This is a genomic window from Vibrio lentus (genome assembly GCF_030409755.1).
Taxonomy (GTDB): Bacteria; Pseudomonadota; Gammaproteobacteria; order Enterobacterales; family Vibrionaceae; genus Vibrio; species Vibrio lentus.
Genome location: NZ_JAUFQE010000001.1, coordinates 1,196,289 through 1,219,698 on the forward strand (window position 1 = coordinate 1,196,289; position 23,410 = coordinate 1,219,698).

Genomic DNA, 23,410 nt, shown 5'->3' on the forward strand with positions numbered 1-23,410 from the left:
TAAAAAAATACAATAACGTGAATATTAGCGCCTTCTCACAAAGGAGGCGTAAGGAGTGGCAATGAGTATCTCTATGAATACCAAGCTAAGTTATGGCTTTGGGGCGTTTGGTAAAGACTTCGCAATCACCATCGTCTATATGTACCTAATGTTTTACTACACGGATGTAGTCGGTATTTCTGCCGCTACCGTCGGAACCATCTTTCTTGTCGCCCGTATTTGGGATGCGGTCAACGACCCAATCATGGGCTGGTTGGTCAACAATACGCGCACCCGTTGGGGCAAATTCAAACCTTGGATTTTAATCGGCACGCTCGCCAACTCTGTCGTGCTACTCATGGTGTTTAGTGCGCATTACATCGAAGGCCCTTGGCTCATCGCCTACGCCGCTGTCACTTATATTTTGTGGGGCATGACTTACACACTAATGGATATTCCTTTTTGGTCGTTAGTCCCAACACTCACCTTGGATAAACGCGAACGCGAAGAGTTAGTCCCATACCCTCGCTTCTTTGCCAGCCTCGCGTGGATAGTAACCGCTGCCATTGCAATGCCCTTCGTCAACTATGTAGGTGGTGACGACAAAGGGTTTGGTTTTCAAATATTTACGCTACTGTTGATTGCCTGTTTCTTAGTCTCGACGTTTATCACACTGCGTAATGTCAAAGAACGCTATTCAACCGCGAACCTCGACACCACACAGCCTGAAAAAAAAGTATCACTGAAAAAGCTACTGTCACTTATCTACAAAAACGACCAATTGACCAGCGTTCTATGCATGGCACTATCTTACAACTTGGCGACTAACATCATCACAGCCTTCGCGGTTTACTACTTCACCTATGTTGTAGGTAACGAAGAGTTGTTCCCTTACTACATGGCTTATGCGGGCATCGCGAACCTCATCACACTGGTGCTATTTCCTAAACTCGCAAAAATGTTCTCACGCCGCACTCTATGGGCTTGTGCGTCCACTTTCCCTATTTTAGGCAGTGCTGTTTTGATCTATGTTGGCATGTACGACAAACAAAGCATTTTGTTGATTTCAACGGCGGGTGTGTTCCTACAAATCGGTACTGCCTTGTTTTGGGTACTCAACGTAATCATGGTTGCCGATACGGTCGATTACGGTGAATTTAAACTGGGTGCTCGTTGTGAAAGCATTGCTTACTCTGTGCAAACTTTGGTCGTAAAAGCAGGCTCTGCATTTGCCGCTTTCTTCATCGGCATCTCGCTCACTGCCGTCGACTATGTACCTAATGTAGTACAAAGCCCTGAAACCGTATTTGGCATGCAATGCATCATGGTCGGCCTACCTGCTTTCTTCTTTGCCATTGCGTTAATCATCTACTTCCGCTTCTACAAGCTGAACGGTGCTTATCACCAAAAAATTCAAGATCACCTCACTGAAAAGTATGACCACATCTCCAACGATGGCTCAACTAAAGACGAAAACCACAAGCCAGCAGAACCGGTACAAGCTGTGTAAACGAGAAGAAACAGCAATTTATCATTGATAAAAAAGGATACAAAAACAACAAAGCCTAGCGAGGGATCGCTAGGCTTTTTCAATTAGAAACACATAGGAATTTTCACTGAAGACGATAAAGGCGAAGGCGCCCTTACTTCAATGGATCATTATCAGGCAGTGCTTTGTGAATCCATAGCGCCAAACGCTTTTTAATGTTAGCACCATCAAGCTTATCATCAGGTAACGGTGTAATCTGATTTACCTCTACAAGGAACAAATACACCGCTTTAACCTTTATCGGTTGGGATGAATGTGGCAAATCAAAACCTTGTAGTTTTGCCATCTTAAAACCGACCTCAACTGCTTTTTTTACCAGCTTATCTTCATTAATGATCTTCGCGGTTTTCGACATATCATCTCCGTCATCTTTTTCGAACGAATTATGAGTATATCAAACACGACAACTGACAAGATTACTGTGATCTCAGTTTGAGGAGTCGCTTTGATAAATAACAAACTCCCCTAGACACGGAAAAGCCCAAAGTTATTAGCTTTGGGCTTTTCTTTTTAGTATCAATCTTGATGAGTAAAACAGAGGCTTAATAGAGCTCTGCAAACTCTTCGATCCGACTCTTCCCACGCAAAAGTAAAAAGTTCAGAAAACGGGATGTTGAGGTAGTGACTATTTTGTCTTCTTCCACACCGTGCTTTTCAAGTAATGCTTTTACAAGACCCAAATGAGCAATCTCTTCACAGAAATGCGCATCAGAACCTGTAGTAAAGTAAACGCCAACTCGCTTGCCGATCTCGACAATTTTTGAGCATCGCACATCGCTTCCTTTTCGGCTCTTGCCTGTCAGTGACGTATTGTTCACTTCAATTGCAACATTGTGCTCCTTTGCGCACAGCAGAACCGCTTCCATATCGAACTTGTAGTTTGGGTTCCCTAAGTGCCCTAGCACATCAACTTTGCCACTCCTAATGACGTTGATTAACGCCTGTGTATGTTCTTGTTCCGTCGATGGCTTGAAAACTGGCTCATGCAAACTCGCAATCACCCAGTCTAAATGTTGGTAAGAAGAAGGAGGAAGATCCAACTCTCCTGCAGTATTCAACGTGTTGGCTTCCACACCACGCAAGATACCTACATCGTGCAGAAAGCGGGGCAAAATCCTTTGGTTATTGAAAAACCAGTAGTGGGGGGCTCCCGGCATTTCAGGAGCATGATCCGTTGTACAAAGGAGTTTTAGCCCCTTATTTTTCGATGCCAGCGCATTTTCGATAATGGTGCTATAGGCATGGCCACTTGCCAATGTATGAGTATGGCTGTCGACAACAATCTCCATTATGACCTCCTAAATTGTTTAATTGATTTGAAACGAACCGTCTTGATTCATGAAGAGTGTTAGGTCAGCAGGAATAGAATGGTCTAACACTTTATCGACGTTTTTTGAGTCTGAATTTTTATAGAACTCGACCGCCCCTTCTAAGGTGGTACCTCCTCGCACCTTGCGGTTTACTAAGCGCTCTTCGAGGAACTTAGCGTCGGTGTCTATGAAGATGGTGAAATCAGCCAACTCATGCAATCCATTCCAAACTGGCTCGTTCAGTAACAACCAGTTGCCTTCAATCACGACAATGTCCTTGTCTACCGAGATTGCGTCATCCAGAGGATCATGAAGATTTCTATCGTAGTACGGCCATGTAGGATTTTTTACTTTCAGCTGTTTCAACTTATCTATCAACGAGGTTAAATTGAACGTTTCGTGAGAGCCTTTGATGGTACGGAGTTTAATTTTCTCTTCATCACGAACGATATAGTTTGAGTCCAATATCTCATTGGGGTAATGAAAACCGTCAAATGGCAATACCTGAAGTGGCTCAACGTTGGTTTGTTGATGGGACAAATGCTCCCAAAACGCAGCTAACGTCGATTTACCACTGCCAGGGGGGGCACACAAAAAGATAATCGTACGTTCTTTTTTCTGCTCAAAAAGTCGCGTAAATTTTTCAACCAGTGGTTTATGAATCTGTTCAATATCTTTATCAGGGAATGTCGCTTCGGTTTCAAAGCCACTCACATTTAAGGAAACTTTCATGTTCAACCTTATCCTAATATCTCTTTCTCAATATTTTCCAACAAGTTCTCGCAACAGAGTTTCAGCACTGTTTTAATCAGCGATTCGTAACGTGTTTGAGTGAATGAATCGAATGACGAGAATTTTAATTGGTTAATTGAATCTAAGTAGAAGCTATCTTTGCCTTTCGAGAGGTTTGATTGATTACTGATGAAGTCGTAAACCATGTCATCGCCAAATGTCAGCTTTTGCGATTGCTTACTAGTGTATTCATACATTTGGTCGAATAAGCCAATATCTGCGTAGGTTTCCAAAGAGATCTTACCCATCGCAAACATCAATTTAGAGGCGACGTCGGTTGTAACAAGAGGCCCATCTTCTTTTAAAAGAGGTACGACGGCGTACTCCATCACCAAAGCATCTTGAACAAACACGTTCGGTAATAGCTTTTTCAGTTTTTGGTTTATTAACTTATTAGACGCTTCGATCAAACTCGTCGCGGAATCACACTGTTCCAATGCATCCAATAATTCATCTTGCAACAAAATATCAATTACCTCATGAAGCTGTGGTGGCTAGCTCGCCACCACAATAATGAACCATATTAAACGGTTAAGCTCACATCATAAAATTCAAGTAACGCTTTTTCTGCCAATTCATTCCAAACGTAATTATTGGCTTTCAAGATTTCATCAAGCTCCAGGAAGAATGGAGACTGCTCTGCCAATGTATGGAATTGGTCAATCGCTGTCAGCGGTAAGTCGATATGTGGGTAAATCAATTTCTTGCCACCCGGAATATCTAACTGATTGAGAATCGTATGCGGTGCCGCTTCTAGACCACCAACGTGTGTCAGCATAAATGAAGGGTTGATTTTATTCGCTTCTGAAAGCTCAATAGACTCGACCATATCACCCGTAGAGCCACCGGAAGTGCCAACAATGTGAGTCGCTTCGTAGTGAACGTTATAGAAGTTGAATGGTACTTTGAACTGCTTGTCCGTTGGGCCAGCAAAGAAATTTAAGCAACCATCATTGCCTAGCAACTCATCCGCTTGCTCAAGCACTTGTGTAACCGCAGCATACACCATGACATCATCATACCCATTACCACCGTTCAGCTGCTTAAGGTGTAAAACAGGATCTTCTAACTTAGCGGTATTCACATAAAAAAGTTCGATACCGTTCTCTGCTGCTTTTGATACAGGAATTAGGCTCTCAGCTCGCTCTAGGCGCGCTTCATCAATATCGGTGACAACGATTCGACTTGGTTTGACTGGACCATTAATCGCGTAGTCGATGGCACCAATACCCATCGGGCCTGCACACGCTAACAATGCAAGAGAGCCACCCTCTTTAATGCCCATTTGATGTTCATATACGTAAGGCGTTGTATGGTAGCTTGCATGGAACGCACCAATGATGCATGACATAGGTTCAGCTAAAGAGGCATTAGCGTAGTACGAACTCTTGTAAGGCAATACACAGTCCAAGTCGATTGCTACTTTAGGGATAATTGAGTACGTCGCATTGCCACCGAACGTTTCATAGCTATAACCTGCCGAGTAGCCTGTTGGCAGACCCATTGCTGGCTGCAGTACAAAAGGTTCACCTGCCGTAAAACGACCTTTCAGGTTTGCACCCACTTCAACAATCACACCTGCGTATTCGTGGCCTGTCATTACGGGAACTTCAGCAATATTTTCCGGTACACGTTTATGGTTGCTGCCTAACAGTGCTGCTTTGTAAGTAGAAAGACAGATGCTGTTTGAGATATTTTTAACTAATAGTTCATCATCAGAAATTTTTGGAAGATCGAACGTTCTAAGTTGAACGTCTTTTTCACCACGGATAACAGCAGCAGTTGTTTGAGTCATGATTTTCTCTCCGAAAGTGGGACCACTGAGTGGCCCCAAAATTTAAATTAAGCTTGTTGACCAATGGTGTTCATTAGGTTGTCTAATGCAGGGTCATGTAAGAAGTTCTTGATAGTGACCACTGGTAAGCCCGTAGCCTTAATTGCTCTATTCTCTAAGCTCTCGTGAGTCACCACCACATCGGCATCAGTTGGGACTTTTTCGATGGCAAAGTTTTTAACTTGAACATCGTAGCCAGCCTTTTCTAGTTTGCGTTTGAAAGTCGATGCTCCCATGGCGCTTGAGCCCATTCCCGCATCACATGCAAAGGCAATAAATTTGATGTTCTTTACTTCTTTTGGCTGTTCTGTTGAAGCCTGAGCTGATGCTTTTGCTACCACACCTTCTGCTTTCATATCTTTCATGTCGGTTATCGACTGTTCAAACTCGTCTTCTGATTGTTCTTTCTTGCTCACTTTCAGGATTGCACTTGCGACAAGGAAAGACACAACCGTTGCTGAAGCCACACCTGCGATGGTTGCGAAGAAGCTACCTTTTGGTGTGAGTGCTAAGTAAGAGAAAATCGAGCCAGGACTAGGGCCAGCAACCAGACCACCATCAAGTAGGTTGAACGTGGCAATACCTGTCGCCGCACCAGCAATCATCGCAACAATCATGATTGGCTTCATTAGCACGTATGGGAAGTACAGCTCATGGATACCACCGAAAAAGTGAATTATGATTGCACTTGGTGCTGATTTCTTACTTAGACCTTGACCAAATTTCGCGTAAGCCAAAAGCATACCTAGACCAGGGCCTGGGTTTGACGCCACCATAAAAAAGATCGATTTGCCCGTTTCCGCCGCCGCTTGTAGACCTAGTGGGTAGTAAATACCTTGGTCGATAGCGTTGTTTAGAAACAGTACTTTTGCTGGTTCATTAATAATGGCAAGTAACGGTAGAAAACCTGTTGCCACAAGCGCTTCGATACCCGATTTAACGAATAGGTTCGCAGCAGTCACAGCAGGACCAACAATCGCGTAAGCAAATAGACACATCAACATGCCGAAGATGCCTAGCGAGAAGTTGTTTACCACCATCTCAAAACCTGAAGGTATCTTGTCTTGTAAGCGTTTATCGATTTGAACGATCACCCAGCCACTCAATGGACCCATGATCATTGCGCCAACAAACATTGGAATCTCAGCGCCAGCGATAACACCCATGGTACCTATCGCACCAGCAACTGCACCACGCTTATCCCCGACAATTTGTCCGCCGGTATAACCAATAAGCAGAGGAAGTAAATAAGTGATCATCGGACCCACTAATTCACCAAAATATTCGTTAGGCATCCAACCTGTTGGAATAAATAATGCAGTAATAAAGCCCCATGCGATGAAGGCTCCAATATTTGGCAATACCATCGCGGTCAGATGACCACCAAAAGATTGCACTTTTGCTCTTATATTTGTAGACACGGTATATTCCTTATTTTCAAAGGTTATTCTTAGTAACTTTTAATAATTTCAAGTACGTCAGCTTTTGAAGATGAAGCAGCCAGCTTGGCAATGTTTTCTTCATCAACTAACATTTCACTAAGTGCTTGAATAACCTCGATGTGTGTATCTGAATCCTTTGCAGCTAATGTTAATAAGACATTCGCTGGTCCCATTTCTGAACCGAAATCAACTGGGGTTGAAAAAACATGGATACCCAACCCAGTCTTTAGTACACCTGCTTCTGGACGGGCATGAGGCATAGCAATGCCTGGACAAAGAACATAATAAGGTCCATTATCATGCGTTGACTGAATGATCGCGTCTGCGTAGTTATTGGTAACGTAACCTTTGTCTTGCAAATAACGAGTCGTTTCTTTAACTGCATCTTCCCACTTATATTCAGAATGGTTAATGACATCAATTAAGTCGTGGTCAATAAGGTCATAAAGCATAATATATCCCAGTTATTCTTTGTTCGTTGTTGTTGGGATTATTATCAATGGAAGTTGAGGAATAGAGAAATGGCAACAAAATGAGACTTCTATCACTTAAACTTCACTGTCAAACGATTAGTTGTTCTCTGCCTCTCATATTTATTATGAAATTTAATTACAAATTTATTATTAACAACAAGTCAATACTGTAAATTTGACAAAACAATCAAATTAAGAATTAAATTTAAATAGCACAAGCGTGATGAAGATCTACTTATGCATATTGACCAAGTATTAATTGTGATGATGGTTGAATTTAACTTGAGCGTTTGAATGGTTTGATGCGCTTAAATCAGTGACCAAGATCCCGTATGAAATACAAACACCATTCAACTGAAATTTTACGACATAACAAACTGCTAACTCACTCATCCAGCTTACGACATACAAACGACTTGCATAAAAAAGTCAGACGAGACACCAGATACGGAAAAGCCCAAAGTTATTAGCTTTGGGCTTTTCTTCTAGCGACTGTGGTTGATTACAACCGAGGCTTACAGCGTCATATGCAGAATTGGAAATGGTTTTCCCAAGTCATCAAGTGGAGAGCGTGATTCAATTTTGAACCCTATGTGCTGATAGAAACCTACTGCTTGTGGATTTTGCTCATTGACGTCAACTTTGGTGGCTGCTAACTGCTCAATCGCATGTTGCAACAACACAGTACCTACTCCTTGTCCTCGAACTTCATTCAAAACGAAAAGCATCTCAACCTTTGCATCATGGACACCCACGAAGCCAACAATCGAGCCACTTTCATTTTTAACGCATTTCAAAAAAACCGCAGGGAACGCATGTTCCATGATGATAGGTTTAAAAAACTCAATATCTTCTTCTGTAATAAAGTCATGAGTTGCTCGGACTGAATTTTCCCAAACCTTAAGCATTTCTGCGTAATTCTCAGGAAGTACATTTTCTATAGTCATAATTTTCTCTAGATTAAACTGAATATAAACATGTGCAGCCGCGAGCTAGTAGTTTATCAGTGGTAAGAAAAACAAAACAACGGCCTTGCTTATACGATTTACTCACTTCGCTAGCCCTATCAATCAGGCATCACCACAATACCCATGCTTTCAAGCAGTTGCTCTTGCTGCCAAGCCACAATTTTGATTCCTGTTGTATCTACTTTGCGAGGGTCTAACCCTTCTAATTCTGCATGACACAAATTCGCCCCTTGCATACTGAATTGCCCCCATACATCTTCCGAGAACACGCCTCGGCTAAGATCGGACTCTTTTAATGACGCTCCGCCAAGATAAGTACCTATCCAGCGGTTTTCAAATAACTCACACTTCTCTAAACAAGCCTGTTCAAAATTAGCGTAAGACAGGTTGCAACCCGTGATGTATGCCGAGCAAAAATACATGCGATTACTCACCTGATTGGCAAAATTCGCACGAGTAAAGTTCGCCCCTTTCAAGTCACATTCACGTAGCTCAATCCCATAGCAATTGGCGTTACTAAAATTGGCCATCGCCAACTGGCAGTTCTGGAAACTTGCATCTCGTAAGTCTGCAATATCAAAGTGGCATCCCTCAATATCACCTTGTTCGATGAACTTACAATTAATAAACGTCGCATCACGCAAGTTCGAACGCCTGAAGTCACATCGGATAAACGTACAGGCTGTAAATGTAAGCTCTGATAGATCTTGCTGAGCAAAACTGTGCTGATGATAAGTGCTGTTATTGGTGTCCATTTAGCCCCCTAAAGAAATCAAGCTAAGACTACCATTGTGATCTTAAGAAAACATTAAATTAAAAACCAATAAAAACAGCCACTTAAAACGCCACGATTTGGCCATTTTAAGGCACCAAACAAGCCCTTTAAGGTTGTTATTTTCGTTTTATGGCATGCGCTTATCGTGAAAAAAGTTTTGTGGCTTAGAGGTATAAATAGAAGATAAAGCCACTTTGACGAAACGAATCAATTATCGACAACATCCTAACGCTCTAGACTGGACGGTTGGTATGCATATCGCTACACTAATCATCATTCTCGGCATAAAGAGTAAGATCAATGAAAGACATGCGACAAGCTATGCTCGATGCAGGGTTTAGCCTTATTAATGAACACGGATTTGCTGGTGTTGGCCTGATGAAAATCATCAACCAAGCCGAAGGGACTAAAGGTTCTTTTTACCATTACTTCAAATCCAAAGAGCACTTTGGCGAGATCCTTCTAGCCGACTATTTTGATGAGCACCTAGTTAAGCTTGATGACTTTCTAAGTGATGAGACTCTATCTCGCCGCAACCGCGTTAAAGCGTACTTCGAGTTTTGGTGTGCGTCGAAACTAACCGAAGACTTCAATATTCAGTGCCTTGTGGTCAAGCTAGCAGGTGAAGTGTCTGGGTCTGCTAATCCGTTGCAATCGACCATGGCAGAAGGCGCTGAAAAGATCATCCTGCGTATGGCGAAGCTGTTTGAAGAAGGCAATGAGGCCGGTGATTTCAATATCGCAGATCCTGAATCACTATCTCGCACGCTTTATGGCTTATGGCTAGGCTCTACGCTAATGGCAGCGATGCAGCGCAACCGTTCGATTTTGAACAATGCCATGGAAGAGACATTGCTTGCGATGAGCTCAAAAGATTAACCTGTTCCTACACACTAAGAGGCTCGCTTTATATAGCGAGCCTCTTTTGTTTTCAGGCTTGTTCGTTTTCTACCTAGGCTTATTCTTTTTCGACCTAAGCTTTTGCTTATCACGTCATTGATTCGATTATCCCATCCGTGGCGCTAGGTTATTGGCTTTTAGCAAAGCATTGAGTACCGGGTCGATATGTTGAAAGAACTTGAACCACCCTTCACACAGGTAATTTAGCCCGGCTTCACCATCACGACTGTTGATAATTCGGTTCTTAGGGCACTCACCATGACAAGCAAATTTAAATTCGCAAGTTTGGCACTGCTTTGGCAACGACTTTTGCTTCGCGAATCCAAAGGTTTGCTGAGCGGGTGAAAATGCCAGCGTCGATAGCGGCTTCTCATTAATATTGCCCAACTGAAACTCAGGAAAGACGTAATGATCGCACGAATACACATCGCCATTTGGCTCAACCGCTAACCCCTTTCCACAGATTTCACTCAAGGTGCACATGGTGCTTTCTCTGCCCATCCACACACCGATGAAGTTTTCAAAGTAAGGTACAAGCACTCGGCCAAAATCGTGTTCGAACCACTCATCAAAAACCGTCGAGAGAAACTCTCCCCATTGCGCTGAACCGACACTCCACGACTCCACTTCGCCAGAGACCGGAATGATCGCCTGTTGGTTGCTCAACCATTGATTGTTGGTGTGAGCCTCGCGCTTATCCACCACTGGGATGAACTGCAGCTGCTTTGAACCCACTTCGTCACGCAGAAAACGATAAACCTCTAACGGGTATTTGCCCGTCACATCATTCACACAGGTTAAGGTCGCAAACTCAACGTTATGTTTTTTTAAATAACCGATTCCGCGGATGGTTTGAGCAAAAGTGCCTTTGCCTGCTCGATTAGTACGGTAATGATTATGTAGATGCTCGGGGCCATCAATACTCACGCCAATGATAAAATCATTGTTCTTAAAGAACTCACACCACGCATCATTCAGTAAGGTACCGTTGGTTTGAAGGTCGTTGCTGATCTTGCTATGGTTAGGGCAGTATTTTTTCTGTAACGCCACGACCCTTTCAAAGTACTCAATGCCGAGCAGAGTTGGCTCTCCACCATGCCAAGAAAAGATAATCTCCGGCGTATTCTGCCCCTCAATATACTGCTTGATATAGAGCTCTAGCCGCGCTTCATCCATCACATATTGAGATCCTTTTGGGTATTCAAGCAACTGCTGTTTCTCTAAGTAATAACAGTAAGTACAGCTGATATTGCACACGGCACCAATGGGTTTTGCCAACGCTTGAAGCTTGCTGTGCGCCTTGCCATTAAACTGCGGAACCGAACTCAGGTTTGATAGTGATAAGGTCGTCATGAAGAATTCCTCGATGTAAAAGTTATTGTATTAGCCAAAACAATTCGTAATTCCTTTACACGGTGTTCATCGGCCAACCAAACCTGATGGCATTAGGTTGGCCGAGTGGTTTGTTTCCTCTATTTGACGTTCTCAAACGGGTTCCACGCTTCATCAACTGGCACAATGTTTTGATCTTTTTCGTACTCTTGATACTCAGCGACCATCTCTAGGAACAAGTCTGGCTTTTGGTTTCTTAAGTCATGCTGCTCAGCCGGATCCTGTTTTGTGTTGTATAGGTGCCATTCACTGTCACCGCCCATGCCTGTAGAGATTCGGATGATCTTGTAATCCCCTTTGAGCAAAATTCCGCTACCAAACAATTCAAATGGAATCGCATTATCGGCACTGTGAACCTCTGTGGTTTCGCCCTTAAAGTAAGGAAGTAAGCTGACTCCGCTCATTGGTGCCACTTCTCGACCTTGGTACTCTGTTCCTGGGTGCTCAACATCGGCGATTTCAAGAATGGTGGCTGCGATGTCTTTTACTTGTGACAAGTCATCGGTTTGAGTGCCGGGTTGCAGCGCTTGATCGCCCTCTAAAAGCGCTTTCGCAGGCTTAACGATAAACGGCACTCGAATACCGCCTTCTGCCGTGTACGCTTTATACCAAGACAAGCCACCGGTTGATGCGCTTGCCCATTCTGGGCCTAATGAAACGCTAGAGTTAGCTTTCCCTAAATTTTCCGTCGAGTTGTCAAAGTGATGTGCCGTCCATGTGCGAATCAAATCACTGATATTTTCACCGGTAATATCTGCGGCTTCAGGACCGTTGTCCGCCAGATACATAATGTAGGTATTGTCGTACTCACCGATCTCTTTTAGGTAATCGACAACCTGACCGACTTGTTGATCTTGCATCTCCATCATGCCCATCGCCACCGCCATCTTCTTGCCATACCACTCTTGTTGTTTCTCAGACAAAGAGTCCCAGGGGCGACTTAATGCATTACGATTTGAGATATCGGCATCTTTAGGAATGACGTCCATCTCCTTCATACGTTCAAAGCGGTCTTCACGAATCGAATCCCAACCATGCTCGACGTAGTAATCAACTTTATCTTGATACGCTGATTCTGGTGCTTGCAGCGGAAGGTGTATCGCAGTGAAAGGAAGATAAGCGAAGAAAGGCTTACCGTCGTCTTTCTTGCCATCAATCATCTTTATGAGTTCGTTGGTGTAAACTTGGTCTGAGTATTCGCCTTTGTATTTGTCCTCAACGACTTCACCGTTTCTGTAAGTAGGCTCAACTTCAACGCCGGGAATGTCGCCTTTTTGAAGCGCTTCAGCGGTAGCCGCGTTTTTGGCTGGGAACATCATGTCGCGGTTAAAGTGATTCGAACCACCCGCTAAAATACCGTAACTTTCCGAAAAACCTCGGTCATCGGGCAGGAACCCATCATCATGACCTAAATGCCATTTACCCGATAAATACGTGTTATAGCCATTTTCTTTGAGCAGCGTAGCCACTGTTACGCCCTTCTTGGTCAGGTAGCCTTCATAGCCCGGCTTGCCAATCGCACCCGGATAGACAGCATAATCGAAAGTGCCTAGCCCAACTTCGTGGCTGTTCGCTCCAGTTAACATCATTGAGCGAGTCACTGATGAGGTTGGTGAGGCATGGAAGTTAGTGAATTTAACCCCCTCTTCAGCCAACGCCATCAAGTTGGGGGTTTCGGCTTCTGAGCCATAAGGCTGGGTATCAGCAAAGCCAACATCATCACCGACAATAACAACGATGTTCGGCTTGTCTGATTCGGCGGCGAAGGCGGCGCTACTTGCGGCGGCCATCGCTGTGAATAGTAGGGATTTCTTGAATGTCTGCATAAGACGTCTCCAATAGCTGTGAATAATTTTTTGTGATTAACTTTTTCTGTGACTAACCTTTCTGTGATTAACTTTGGTTAGAATCTGAATTAGTGCGCGGCTTGGGACATCCAATGTAATAAGTCGAGCGCAGGGTCATAATCTTGAGCAGCTGCCAAACCGATCCAGGTGACAGCGTCCGCTTGGCTAACCTGAACGCCACTTCCAGAGAAGTACATTAAGCCAAGCTGCGTTTGAGCTTCAGGGCTATCTGCACTGGCTGCGGTTTCAAACCATTCCGCCGCTTTCTCGTCATTCTGCTCAACACCATCACCGCTCAAATACCGATAAGCGAGAGCAAGTTGCGCTTCAGACTGTCCTTCATAGGCTTCATCCAACAGCTGAACAGCATCTTGATGCTGTTCAGATAAAGCCGTGGAGCTTTCGCTTCCCACACTTGCCTTAGCAAAAAGCAGAACAGCCAAAGCACCAGTCAGAATCACGGTAGTTAAACGTTTATTGAGCATTTATTTCCTCCTCGGGAATAAAGGTCACAACGTCCCTGTCGAGTGAATTAAGCGAAAAGTAGGAATGGCGCGATGATGCACAAGCTCGATAGCAATACGTTTTCAATCTTCATAATTTGTCCTCGATTTACAGTGAGTTTTTGAATGCTTAATGAGACGACTAAATCGCTTTTTCTATAATCTGTTCAATCGTTTGTTTCGAGATTGGGTAGAACTGAAAACAGATGTCTTTTTCAATCGCTTCTGCAATGTTGCTCTTCTCTTGCTCATCAAAGTCCCAGCTGCTGAAACGTTTCATCGCACCGACACTGGTTTGGAAGTTGTTTAAGAAATCCAACACTCTCAGGTAAACCATCTCATCGGTTCCGGTAGTATCGACCGAGAAAGCTTGAGCTAACTTCGCCGCATTCGGCATATAGAATTCCGGCAGTGCTTCAATCACAACCGGCATCAGTACCGTGTTGGCATCGCCATGTGGAATGTGGCTAATCGCACCAAAGGCATGGGCGCAGTTATGAATTGGAATACCACCTAGCGATGAATAAAACGCAGAAATCGCCATCGTGCTCGCCTGAAGAAGATTGCCACGTGCCGTCAGGTTTTCTGGTTCTCTAAGTGCCACGGGTAAGTTTTCAACAATCAGTTTTGCAGCCTGAATGCCATAAGCATCGGTGAACGCATTACTCATCGGAGACACAATGGCCTCAACGGCGTGCGTGAGTGCATCCATCGCGGTTGAGCGAGTCAGATGAGCAGGCAGCTTGGTGGTGACCGTTGGATCAAGAATCGCAATGTCAGCCTCCAAACCAGATGCCACTAAACTTGCCTTGATGTTTTCATGCTCGTTGTAAAAAACCGCAATCGGAGAAGCTTCAGCGCCTGTGCCAGCCGTTGTTGGTACGGCAATATGAGGCACTCGAATGTCTTCATTGTTTGGCCAAACTTCCATGAAGCCACCGCCAGCAATCACGGTACGGATATCATCAATCTGCTTATGAAGTGCATATTTCACGCCCTTAGAAGCATCAATCACACTGCCTCCACCGACAGACAAAATAGCGTCGGCATTTAAGCTATTAGCAAACTCAATCGCAGCGTTGATGTTGTCGCAAGTCGCGTCTGGCGCAATATCGGTGTACACACCAACGAGCTGAGTCGTTTGTTGGTTTGCTTCTTGATTCATCGTCTGGTTTGCAAACAACGCTGAGAATTGCTCAACAAAGCCCAGAGATTCCAAACCTTTGTCAGAAAAAAGCACGACTCTTTTCGCGCCTAAGCGAGCAAATAAAGAAGGGATATTTTCAATGCCGTTCTCTTGAGCATGAACAATGGTTTTCAGTTGAAAGTTAAAGTTATTGGTAGTCATGGTGTTTACCTCGTTTATGTTTGATGACTAAACAATAACCAATACAAACCGGTCGGTCTAGAGTGTTAATGTCAAAGATATGTCAATTAAGATCGTTGAGGATCATTTGTCGGAAACGAAAAAAAGCCCGCAAATGCGGGCTTAGGAGTATTAGAATCAACATGCTGAACGACAGAGGTTAACGCAAGTGAGCGGGTACCTTTGTTTTGTCTCGGTTGAGATAGTAGTAGAGATAAACCAAAGAGTAGACGGTCACAAATCCATCGAGCGCAAACACGCCACTCCAACCATAAAACCATTCATAGTCATTGATACAGACGTTGTATAAGAAGATGCCAACAAACATCGACTTCTCAAATGCGCTGTAAATCATGGTCGAAGTACGCAGCGATTTGTACTTGGCTGAGAACATCAGCAACACACCAATACAGCCAACCATCACACCCCAGTGCTGATAAGTACCCAACAGATACTCTTTATTTTCCATCATCGTATCGTTGTAAGAAAACAGTGTCTGCATACTCCAATCCGGTGCCAAGAAGGTAGAAAAAGCAGTGGCGGTTAAGAATCCAGTAATCATCAAATACGATTTCATGGTTCGTTCAAAAAAGCGTTCCAACATAAAATAACCTCTAAAAATAACTTCTTAATAATGAATAGCGTAATGACAGAAATGATTTACTTACCAAGCATGCTCATCACTGCTGTTTTTAGTTCGTTGTCTTCTTTTGAAAACAGATGCTTAACTCGATGATCTAAGCCCGTTTCCAAAACTGTTTTGGCATGGGAGAAAGTGAGAAAACCTTCTTTACCGTGATAATTGCCCTGCCCTGATTCACCAATGCCACCAAACGGCGCATCATCCACCGCTAAATGGAAGACACAGTCATTGATACACATTCCACCGGAATGTACTTGGTGCTTAACCTGATACTGTAAACTCAAATCAAAGCTCATCAGATACAGCGCTAAAGGCCTTGGTTTGTTATTAATGATTTGGAACGCCTCTTCGATATTACGATACGTAATCAACGGTAATAGTGGGCCGAAAATCTCTTCATTCATCACCTTGGATGACAGGTTTGGTTCTACAATCAGATGCGTCACCAGTCGTTGGCAATCTAAGTCCATCGCGTCATCATGGCAGGCCACGGTTCGAGTTCCCGCTTGTTGTTCTTGATTCAACAAACTCACTATGCGGTCGCATTGGCGAGGGTTGATTAGGGACGTCAAATTCTCGGAATAGACCCCTTCGTCAAACAGCAGTTGGTATTGTTTTTTATATTCCTCAATAAAAGCGTCGAGTTTATCTTCGGGCAACAATACGTAATCAGGCGCGACACACACTTGGCCGTTATTGAGGCTCTTACCGTAAATGATTCGCTCGACAGCAATATCAATCGACATGTCTTCTGCCACGATAACTGGAGACTTGCCACCAAGCTCAAGAGTGACGGGAGTTTGCGTGTCAGCCGCTGACTTCATCACTTGACGACCCACTTGGGTTGACCCTGTAAACAGAAGATGATCAAACGGCAATGCAGAAAACGCAGCGGCTATTTCGCTCTCGCCCTCAACAAGACATACCTCGTTGGCATTGAAGACTTCATCCAATAGTTGTCTTAAAACGTCATTGGTTGCTGGCGTAAATTCACTCATCTTGATCATGGCGCGATTGCCCGCTGCCAAGGCTGAAATGAGCGGGCCTACGGATAACATGATAGGGAAATTCCACGGGGCAATGATCCCCACTACGCCTTTAGGCTGATAAACCACTTCAACGCGAGAAGTGGAAAGCAAAGGACCGGAGTGGCGAATTGAAGATGTCGACCAATGTGACAAACACTCGATGGTGTGATCGATATTTCCTAAACAAGGAAGTATGTCAGCCATCAAAGTATCTTGTCGGCTGCGGTGACCATAGTCCTCACTTACCGCGGCACACAAACGGTCTGTGTAATCGATCAGAGCAGATTTCAGCGCAAGCAACTGTTCTATTCTCACCGTCACAGTGGGCATCGGATCATCTGCAAAAGCTTCCTGCATAGTCTTCAACGTCGCTGTCATTTGTGTCGCCGTCAATTCATGTTTCATACATCACCTCATGGTTAGGAGAGGCACACAATAATACACAACAAACCGGTCGGTCTAGTGTTATTTTGTCAGAGAATCGTCAATGCGTTTATGAAATAAGTGAATAAACGTTAAACAACTTAAAAATCAGAAAGCTTAGGAATTCAAAATCGAAAGGGATAATTGGAAGACAATTTGGACTGAAATAGTCAAAGGGATAGAGGCTATAAGATCAAAAACGGCCGCTTAAAGCGACCACTAAATGTTATTCTAATTCATTGTTTTAAAACAATTAAATCATCTTCCTAACTAGCTCTTGGCAACGTTGGCAATGCCTTCAAGCTGTAGCACTGGGGCAGCGTCGATGTCTTCTGCGTTCATCATTGAAGACACACGTTGCATCGAAGAAAGCAGTAGGCTTTGCTCCCACGCTTCTAGGTTTTGGAATTTTTTAACGAAGTTATCTTGTAGCGGTGGTGGTGCATTGTTAAGTAGCTCTTGGCCTTTTTCCGTCAAATTCGCATGAACTTTACGTCGATCAGCAACACTACGGATACGCTGCACATAACCATTAAGCTCCAGACGATCGATGATCGTCGTTGTCGTCGCTTGACTCACATTAGTTTGATTAGACAATTCTTTGATCGTCACATTACCCATCTCTTGGATTGCGCGCATTAAAATCAATTGAGGGCCCGTCAAACCATACTCTTTACTCAGCTTTTTCGAGTGTAAATCGATAGCGCGAATAATTTGGCGAATAGCGACCAAGATTTCGTCATGTTTATCCAAGATGCAGACCTTTGTACTAATATACTGTGAGTGACTTTACAGTGCCGGGGCGATGAGATTTCCAAACTGAACAGCTTAGGATCGCTCGAATTACACTGTAAATTGATAATTTACTTCATTGATTTTTCCGCATTGTACTGATGTTAATACTATTCTCAATCTTTTCTATACCACTAAACTTGCGTGGTACGGCACTTTTGCTTAATGAAGGGGGAATCAAAGCTTCAATGAAGGCAAAAATAATGAGTCAGAGAATACAAGCTCAAAGAATAATATATTTTAATAATCATAGAGGTAGAGAGATTTAACCCTCTCCACCCAATAAAAAACCAGCCTCAATAGCTAAGCTGAAAAACGAAATTTTACGCAGCGGTATTCATCTGAAAGTTACCAGTAAGCGCATTATAAAATTCACTGTTATCCAAAATACCGACCAGTTTATTGTCTTCCACCAGCAAAATCGGGTGATTACTTAGCTGTTTCAGTTTAATCGCATCGCGCATGCCAATCTCTGGACTTGCCACTACAACACTCGACGCGCTGATTGCCGTTAAATCGTCGGATTCGTTCCACTCAACAAGCGCTAAAGTCGATTCACCTTTTACAGATAAAGTACCTTCACTCTGCTCAATCCATAAGTCTTTAGAGTCACAGATCTTCCAACTTTCATCTTCTTGTTTCAAAGAATCCAAAGGCTGCATCAACGAACGACCTTTCAATACGTTCAACGGGTTAGTGTGTGCGACAAAATCTTTCACATATTCCGTTTTTGGTGTGAGTACGATCTCTTCAGGCTTACCATGTTGAATCAACTTGCCTGACTCCATGATCGCAATGTTATTACCAATCTTCAGCGCTTCGTCTAAATCATGACTCACGAACAGAATCGTTTTGTTAAGCTTGTTTTGCAATAGAATTAGCTCATCTTGCAACTGCGCACGAATCAGCGGATCCAGCGCTGAAAACGGTTCATCCATAAGAAGAATGTCGGTATCCATCGCAAAGGCACGCGCTAGGCCAACACGTTGCTGCATACCGCCAGAAAGCTCATGCGGATACTTGGTTTCCCACTCTGCCAAACCCACCATTTCAAGCTGTTCACGCGCTTTAGCACGACGAACATCTTTGGCTACGCCTTGCATTTCTAGACCAAACGCCACGTTATCTAATACGTTTAACCAAGGCATTAGGGCAAATTTTTGGAACACCATCGAAACGCGGTGAGTACGAAGGTGACGCAAGGTCGCTTCGTCGCACTGTTCACCTAAATCAACCAGCTTGTCTCCATCTTTGATCGCCAATGAGCCACGGCTGATCTCATTCAAGCCATTAACTGCGCGAAGCAAAGATGATTTACCAGAACCAGACAAACCCATCAGCACACAAATCTCGCCTTCTTCAACGGTCAGCGACACATTATCTACGCCAACCACTTGGCCAGTCTCATCAATGATCTCTTGGCGAGTTTTACCTTGGTCGAGCAGCTCAAGCGCTTGCTTCGGCTTATCACCAAACACAACATCGAGGTTCTTAATGGTAATCGCGTCCATTGTCTTTTTTTCCTGAGAGTTAGACATGATTAAGCTTCCTTCTGGTTTGGTGTTTTGCACAAGCGATCAAGAATGATAGCGACTAATACAATCGCCAACCCGGCTTCAAAACCTTGTGAGATGTTCACTGTGTTCAATGCGCGAACAACAGGTTTACCAAGCCCGTCAGCACCGACAAGAGCGGCGATAACCACCATCGAAAGCGACAACATAATACATTGAGTTACACCCGCCATAATGCTTGGTAAGGCAGCAGGTAATTCCACTTTCATCAGCAATTTCATGCGGCTTGCACCAAACGCTTTACCCGCTTCAATCAACTCTTCAGGCACTTTGGTGACGCCTAAGTAGGTCAAACGAATTGGCGCGGCAATAGCAAAGATGATGGTCGAGATTAAGCCAGGAACGATGCCCAAGCCGAATAAAACCAAAGTCGGAATCAGATACACAAACGTTGGAACCGTCTGCATTAAATCAAGAATGGGTCTAAGCACCGTATACAACCAAGGGCGATGCGCGGCCATAATGCCAACTGGAACGCCAATTAATACGGAAATCGTTGTCGCTGCAAACACGAGGACAAAGGTTTCCAGCATTTCTTGCCAGTAGCCAAGGTTTAAAATAGTCAGCAAAGCTGCAACCACGAAAATCACAAGCGAGGGTTTACGGTGTAAATACCATGCAATCGCCGCAGTCATCACGATTGGTAAAGCCGGTGGCATCCACTTAAATACATCGACTAAAAACATAATGACGGTTTCTAGAAAAATCGAAATAGCGTCAAAGAAACCTGCTGCATTGATTGTTAGCCAATCAACACCCGCTTCCATCCATTGACCAACAGGGATTTTGTTTTCCGTAATAAAATTCACAATATTGCCTTTTATTATGGGTGGGCTACTTCAAACCAATAGACAATTGGCAAGCCCACCTTTTTTATTTATAGAGCTTTGATAAATAGATCGATAGCTAGGTAAAACTAAGCTTTAACTTGTTTTAGGTATTCAGTAACCGCTTGAGTCGCTGATTCACCTTTATGCGTTTTTACGTTGTCTAACCAAGCTTCAACTTGTTGAGGGTTATTGTTCAACCATTGTTGAGCCGCTTTTTCTGGCTTCACTTTTTGGTTAAGAATCTCTTCCATCAACTGGTTTTCCATCTCTAGAGTGAACTCTAGGTTTTGTAGAAGTTGACCGACGTTTGCACATTCAGACAGGTAGTTTGAACGAACATTGGTGTAAACATTTGCTCCGCCGTAGTTCGGGCCAAAGAAGTCGTCACCACCTGAAAGGTATTCCATCTCAACATTGCTGTTCATTGGGTGCGGTGCCCAACCAAGATAAACGATCCACTGGCTACGACGAGCAGCGCGAGATACTTGCGATACCATGCCCGCTTCACTTGATTCCACTAGGCTGAAATCTTTTAAGCCAAACGCGTCAGCATCAATCATTGATTGGATTAAGCGGTTACCATCGTTACCCGGTTCAATACCGTAGATGCGATCTTTAAATTTGTCGGCATGTTTTGCTAGGTCGGCGAAGCTTTTCACGCCAGAGTCATACACGTATTTAGGAACAGCAAGCGTGTATTTTGCGCCTTCAAGGTTGGCACGCACTGTCTCAACCGTTCCCGCTTCGCGGTACTTAGCGATGTCGCCTTCCATAGTTGGCATCCAGTTACCTAGGAATACATCAATATCGCCGTTCGCCATTGAAGAGTAAGTAACCGGTACTGAAAGTAGGTCAGTTTTGGTTTTGTAGCCTAGGCCTTTAAGTAGCTCAGAAGTGACAGCCGTTGTTGCGGTAATGTCTGTCCAACCAACATCAGCGAAGCGTACGTTTTCACATTGTTGTGGTTCAACAGAAGCGTTAGCACCAAATGCAAACGAGCTGATCGCGAGTGCTGTTAACGTTTTTGTCGTCACGTTCTGAATATTTAGAGTCGTCATAATGGTTCCTTTTTATCTTTCCTTTTGCTGCTCGATATCAACACCGATAGAGAGCAGTTCTTCTGACTTTTGACTAATTAGTTTTGTTATTTTTTGCTTGTTACTTGTTGTTTTTATTCTTTGCTGCTTTTGCTATTTTTTAACTAATAACTGACGCTTACGCTTCTCTTACTGGCTTATTGATTCTTTGGGTTTCTTCCCATTCCGGTGCTATCCATACCGGAACGTTTTGCTCTTTTAGAACGGGCTTACCTAAAATCAAATCGGAAGCACGCTCAGCAACCATAATGGTCGGTGCGTTCAAATTACCGTTTGGAATAACAGGGAAAACAGACGAGTCGACAACACGTAGGCTATCAATACCGCGAACACGACACTCTTCATCAAGCACTGCCATTGGGTCATCATCAGCGCCCATTTTGCAGCCACAAGAAGGGTGATAAGCACTTTCAACGTTCTGCTTAACCCATTCGTCGATCGCTTCATCTGAAGTTACGCTCAGACCTGGCTGAATCTCTTCGCCACGGTAAACATCCATCGCAGGTTGCGACAAAATCTCACGGGTTAAGCGAATACAATCGCGCCAATCTTGGCGATCTTGTTCGGTTGAGATGTAGTTGAAAATGATCTCTGGCTTGGCATGTGGGTCAGCCGAAGTGATCGCTACCGTACCGCGACTTTCTGGCTTGTTAGGCCCAACATGAACTTGGAAACCGTGACCATCAAAGGCCGCTTGTCCGTCGTAACGCATCGCTGCTGGCAGAAAGTGATATTGAATATTCGGCCACTTCAATCCTTTGCGAGAGCGAATGAACGCGCACGATTCAAAGTGGTTAGTGGCCCCCAAACCTTTGCGAGTCAAAATCCACTCTGCGCCAATCATGCCCTTGCTGACTAAACCAAGCTTGCTGTTGAGCGTGATGGGTTCGTTGCAGTGATATTGGAAGTACACTTCTAGATGGTCTTGTAGGTTTTCACCGACACCGCTCAGTTCGTGTTTAAGCTCAACACCCGCCTTTTCAAGCACCGCTTTCGGGCCGATACCAGAAAGTTGCAGCAGTTGAACCGAGCCAATAGAACCCGCAGAAGAGATCACTTCTTTGTTCGCCACGGCAACTTGAGTATTACCTGACTTTTCAAACTCAACACCAACCGCTTTCAAGCCTGATTGGCCTTCTGATGACTGGTCTTTTACAACGAGAGCTTCAAGTAAGAAACGACGCGCCACGATGCCTTTTTTCAAGGTGAGGTTTGAACGCTTCAATGCACGACGTAGATAAGCGTTAGAGGTTGAGGCTCTAACACCCTTGTCTACAGTCATGTGCATGGTGCCGAAGCCTTCTTGCTGGTAGCCGTTGTAATCTTGTGTTTCTGGGTAACCGGCGTCTTTACCTGCATCAATGAATGCTTGGTAAAGGGGGTTAAGCGCCATATCGTTGCCGTTACAAGTGCCGACTGGGCCATTGTCGCCACGATATTCGTCACCACCTTTATTCCATGATTCAGCACGGCGGAAGTAAGGCAAGCAAGCTTGGTAATTCCAACCGGCTGCGCCCTCTTCTTCCCATTGGTCAAAGTCACAAGCGTGGCCACGAACGTAAACCATGCCGTTGATCGATGAGCTGCCACCCAACACCTTGCCGCGTGGACAATGCAGTTCACGTCCATCAAGGCCCGGTTCTTGTTGGGTCTCAAATTGCCAAGCGTACTTTTCAGTATTCATCGGGTAAGAAAGCGCAGTCGGCATTTGGATAAAAATACTCTTATCCGTACCACCCGCTTCCAATAATAAAACGCTATGTTCACCGCTTTCCGTTAGCCTATCCGCTAACACACAGCCGGCCGAACCCGCGCCGACGATAATATAATCGTAGCGTTGTTCCATGTTTTGATTTCCCTGAGATGAGTCAGTAGGGCTAGCTCTGTTAAGCT

General features: G+C 44.2%; 22 protein-coding genes. 2 read left to right on the forward strand and 20 right to left on the reverse strand.

The genetic code is table 11. The features are described 5' to 3' along the window. Window positions 1-61: 61 nt before the first annotated feature. Window positions 62-1,489 (forward strand): melibiose:sodium transporter MelB, encoded by a 1,428-nt coding sequence (gene melB, locus QWZ07_RS05010; RefSeq protein ID WP_192853752.1) that lies wholly within the window; start codon window positions 62-64, stop codon window positions 1,487-1,489. 133 nt (window positions 1,490-1,622) lie between these two features. On the opposite strand, the gene QWZ07_RS05015 is transcribed toward melB, so the two are convergent. The 9 genes from QWZ07_RS05015 to QWZ07_RS05055 all read right to left on the reverse strand — a co-directional run bounded on the left by QWZ07_RS05015 (window position 1,623) and on the right by QWZ07_RS05055 (window position 9,102). Beyond that, window positions 1,623-1,883 carry a DUF5062 family protein gene (locus QWZ07_RS05015; RefSeq protein ID WP_004732406.1) on the reverse strand — a complete coding sequence of 87 codons (261 nt, stop codon included), beginning with the start codon at window positions 1,881-1,883 and terminating at the stop codon, window positions 1,623-1,625. A 187-nt stretch (window positions 1,884-2,070) separates the two neighbouring features. After that, a complete protein-coding gene (locus QWZ07_RS05020; RefSeq protein ID WP_192853753.1) occupies window positions 2,071-2,817 on the reverse strand; it encodes a phosphatase in 747 nt (248 codons plus the stop codon). An 18-nt stretch (window positions 2,818-2,835) separates the two neighbouring features. Further along, the gene (locus QWZ07_RS05025; RefSeq protein ID WP_192853754.1) at window positions 2,836-3,570 is read right to left on the reverse strand and encodes a nucleoside/nucleotide kinase family protein; all 735 of its coding nucleotides are present in this window, start codon (window positions 3,568-3,570) and stop codon (window positions 2,836-2,838) included. An 8-nt stretch (window positions 3,571-3,578) separates the two neighbouring features. Continuing rightward, on the reverse strand, window positions 3,579-4,097 hold the full coding sequence (locus tag QWZ07_RS05030; protein WP_192853785.1) for an MltR family transcriptional regulator: 519 nt from the start codon (window positions 4,095-4,097) through the stop codon (window positions 3,579-3,581). 56 nt (window positions 4,098-4,153) lie between these two features. After that, window positions 4,154-5,425, reverse strand: a complete 1,272-nt coding sequence (locus QWZ07_RS05035; RefSeq protein ID WP_192853755.1) for a zinc-binding dehydrogenase — start codon at window positions 5,423-5,425, stop codon at window positions 4,154-4,156. 47 nt (window positions 5,426-5,472) lie between these two features. After that, window positions 5,473-6,885, reverse strand: a complete 1,413-nt coding sequence (locus tag QWZ07_RS05040) for a PTS mannitol transporter subunit IIBC (RefSeq protein ID WP_020477289.1) — start codon at window positions 6,883-6,885, stop codon at window positions 5,473-5,475. A gap of 29 nt (window positions 6,886-6,914) precedes the next feature. Then, the gene (locus tag QWZ07_RS05045) at window positions 6,915-7,358 is read right to left on the reverse strand and encodes a PTS sugar transporter subunit IIA (protein WP_061021001.1); all 444 of its coding nucleotides are present in this window, start codon (window positions 7,356-7,358) and stop codon (window positions 6,915-6,917) included. Between the two features lie 536 nt (window positions 7,359-7,894). Further along, on the reverse strand, window positions 7,895-8,326 hold the full coding sequence (locus tag QWZ07_RS05050; protein ID WP_102352001.1) for a GNAT family N-acetyltransferase: 432 nt from the start codon (window positions 8,324-8,326) through the stop codon (window positions 7,895-7,897). 119 nt (window positions 8,327-8,445) lie between these two features. Beyond that, the gene (locus QWZ07_RS05055) at window positions 8,446-9,102 is read right to left on the reverse strand and encodes a Qnr family pentapeptide repeat protein (RefSeq protein ID WP_017111199.1); all 657 of its coding nucleotides are present in this window, start codon (window positions 9,100-9,102) and stop codon (window positions 8,446-8,448) included. 320 nt (window positions 9,103-9,422) lie between these two features. On the opposite strand from QWZ07_RS05055, the gene QWZ07_RS05060 reads away from it, so the two are divergent. After that, window positions 9,423-10,001, forward strand: a complete 579-nt coding sequence (locus QWZ07_RS05060) for a TetR/AcrR family transcriptional regulator (protein ID WP_192853756.1) — start codon at window positions 9,423-9,425, stop codon at window positions 9,999-10,001. A 126-nt stretch (window positions 10,002-10,127) separates the two neighbouring features. On the opposite strand, the gene QWZ07_RS05065 is transcribed toward QWZ07_RS05060, so the two are convergent. The 11 genes from QWZ07_RS05065 to betA form a co-directional block, all read right to left on the reverse strand. Then, window positions 10,128-11,375, reverse strand: coding sequence for an anaerobic sulfatase maturase (locus QWZ07_RS05065; RefSeq protein ID WP_192853757.1), 1,248 nt, complete (start codon window positions 11,373-11,375; stop codon window positions 10,128-10,130). Window positions 11,376-11,494: 119 nt separating this feature from the next. Next, window positions 11,495-13,240 carry an arylsulfatase gene (locus QWZ07_RS05070; RefSeq protein ID WP_192853758.1) on the reverse strand — a complete coding sequence of 582 codons (1,746 nt, stop codon included), beginning with the start codon at window positions 13,238-13,240 and terminating at the stop codon, window positions 11,495-11,497. An 89-nt stretch (window positions 13,241-13,329) separates the two neighbouring features. After that, on the reverse strand, window positions 13,330-13,746 hold the full coding sequence (locus tag QWZ07_RS05075; RefSeq protein WP_192853759.1) for a tetratricopeptide repeat protein: 417 nt from the start codon (window positions 13,744-13,746) through the stop codon (window positions 13,330-13,332). A gap of 160 nt (window positions 13,747-13,906) precedes the next feature. Beyond that, the gene (locus QWZ07_RS05080; RefSeq protein ID WP_192853760.1) at window positions 13,907-15,112 is read right to left on the reverse strand and encodes an iron-containing alcohol dehydrogenase; all 1,206 of its coding nucleotides are present in this window, start codon (window positions 15,110-15,112) and stop codon (window positions 13,907-13,909) included. A 178-nt stretch (window positions 15,113-15,290) separates the two neighbouring features. Then, window positions 15,291-15,734 carry a hypothetical protein gene (locus QWZ07_RS05085; protein ID WP_048660463.1) on the reverse strand — a complete coding sequence of 148 codons (444 nt, stop codon included), beginning with the start codon at window positions 15,732-15,734 and terminating at the stop codon, window positions 15,291-15,293. 56 nt (window positions 15,735-15,790) lie between these two features. After that, window positions 15,791-17,206 (reverse strand): coniferyl aldehyde dehydrogenase, encoded by a 1,416-nt coding sequence (locus QWZ07_RS05090; RefSeq protein WP_192853761.1) that lies wholly within the window; start codon window positions 17,204-17,206, stop codon window positions 15,791-15,793. 288 nt (window positions 17,207-17,494) lie between these two features. Continuing rightward, window positions 17,495-17,977: a MarR family winged helix-turn-helix transcriptional regulator gene (locus QWZ07_RS05095; protein ID WP_065105893.1), complete on the reverse strand. Its 483-nt coding sequence runs from the start codon at window positions 17,975-17,977 to the stop codon at window positions 17,495-17,497. Window positions 17,978-18,339: 362 nt separating this feature from the next. Continuing rightward, window positions 18,340-19,554, reverse strand: coding sequence for a choline ABC transporter ATP-binding protein (gene choV, locus QWZ07_RS05100; RefSeq protein ID WP_009845975.1), 1,215 nt, complete (start codon window positions 19,552-19,554; stop codon window positions 18,340-18,342). A gap of 2 nt (window positions 19,555-19,556) precedes the next feature. Further along, complete coding sequence (gene choW / locus QWZ07_RS05105; protein ID WP_009845976.1) at window positions 19,557-20,399, reverse strand: choline ABC transporter permease subunit; 843 nt, start codon at window positions 20,397-20,399, stop codon at window positions 19,557-19,559. Window positions 20,400-20,506: 107 nt separating this feature from the next. Next, the gene (locus QWZ07_RS05110; protein ID WP_192853762.1) at window positions 20,507-21,478 is read right to left on the reverse strand and encodes a choline ABC transporter substrate-binding protein; all 972 of its coding nucleotides are present in this window, start codon (window positions 21,476-21,478) and stop codon (window positions 20,507-20,509) included. Between the two features lie 157 nt (window positions 21,479-21,635). Next, window positions 21,636-23,363 (reverse strand): choline dehydrogenase, encoded by a 1,728-nt coding sequence (betA, locus tag QWZ07_RS05115; protein ID WP_192853763.1) that lies wholly within the window; start codon window positions 23,361-23,363, stop codon window positions 21,636-21,638. Window positions 23,364-23,410 lie beyond the last annotated feature (47 nt).

Coding starts and splice junctions, on each gene's coding strand:
- QWZ07_RS05065 (WP_192853757.1), bottom strand. CDS start 11,375: ATGACGACCTTATCACTATCAAACCTGAGTTCGGTTCCGCAGTTTAAT.
- QWZ07_RS05085 (WP_048660463.1), bottom strand. CDS start 15,734: ATGTTGGAACGCTTTTTTGAACGAACCATGAAATCGTATTTGATGATT.
- QWZ07_RS05110 (WP_192853762.1), bottom strand. CDS start 21,478: ATGACGACTCTAAATATTCAGAACGTGACGACAAAAACGTTAACAGCA.
- betA (WP_192853763.1), bottom strand. CDS start 23,363: ATGGAACAACGCTACGATTATATTATCGTCGGCGCGGGTTCGGCCGGC.
- QWZ07_RS05070 (WP_192853758.1), bottom strand. CDS start 13,240: ATGCAGACATTCAAGAAATCCCTACTATTCACAGCGATGGCCGCCGCA.
- QWZ07_RS05020 (WP_192853753.1), bottom strand. CDS start 2,817: ATGGAGATTGTTGTCGACAGCCATACTCATACATTGGCAAGTGGCCAT.
- QWZ07_RS05060 (WP_192853756.1), top strand. CDS start 9,423: ATGAAAGACATGCGACAAGCTATGCTCGATGCAGGGTTTAGCCTTATT.
- QWZ07_RS05025 (WP_192853754.1), bottom strand. CDS start 3,570: ATGAAAGTTTCCTTAAATGTGAGTGGCTTTGAAACCGAAGCGACATTC.
- QWZ07_RS05015 (WP_004732406.1), bottom strand. CDS start 1,883: ATGTCGAAAACCGCGAAGATCATTAATGAAGATAAGCTGGTAAAAAAA.
- QWZ07_RS05075 (WP_192853759.1), bottom strand. CDS start 13,746: ATGCTCAATAAACGTTTAACTACCGTGATTCTGACTGGTGCTTTGGCT.
- QWZ07_RS05050 (WP_102352001.1), bottom strand. CDS start 8,326: ATGACTATAGAAAATGTACTTCCTGAGAATTACGCAGAAATGCTTAAG.
- QWZ07_RS05055 (WP_017111199.1), bottom strand. CDS start 9,102: ATGGACACCAATAACAGCACTTATCATCAGCACAGTTTTGCTCAGCAA.
- QWZ07_RS05035 (WP_192853755.1), bottom strand. CDS start 5,425: ATGACTCAAACAACTGCTGCTGTTATCCGTGGTGAAAAAGACGTTCAA.
- QWZ07_RS05045 (WP_061021001.1), bottom strand. CDS start 7,358: ATGCTTTATGACCTTATTGACCACGACTTAATTGATGTCATTAACCAT.
- QWZ07_RS05080 (WP_192853760.1), bottom strand. CDS start 15,112: ATGACTACCAATAACTTTAACTTTCAACTGAAAACCATTGTTCATGCT.
- QWZ07_RS05090 (WP_192853761.1), bottom strand. CDS start 17,206: ATGAAACATGAATTGACGGCGACACAAATGACAGCGACGTTGAAGACT.
- choV (WP_009845975.1), bottom strand. CDS start 19,554: ATGTCTAACTCTCAGGAAAAAAAGACAATGGACGCGATTACCATTAAG.
- melB (WP_192853752.1), top strand. CDS start 62: ATGAGTATCTCTATGAATACCAAGCTAAGTTATGGCTTTGGGGCGTTT.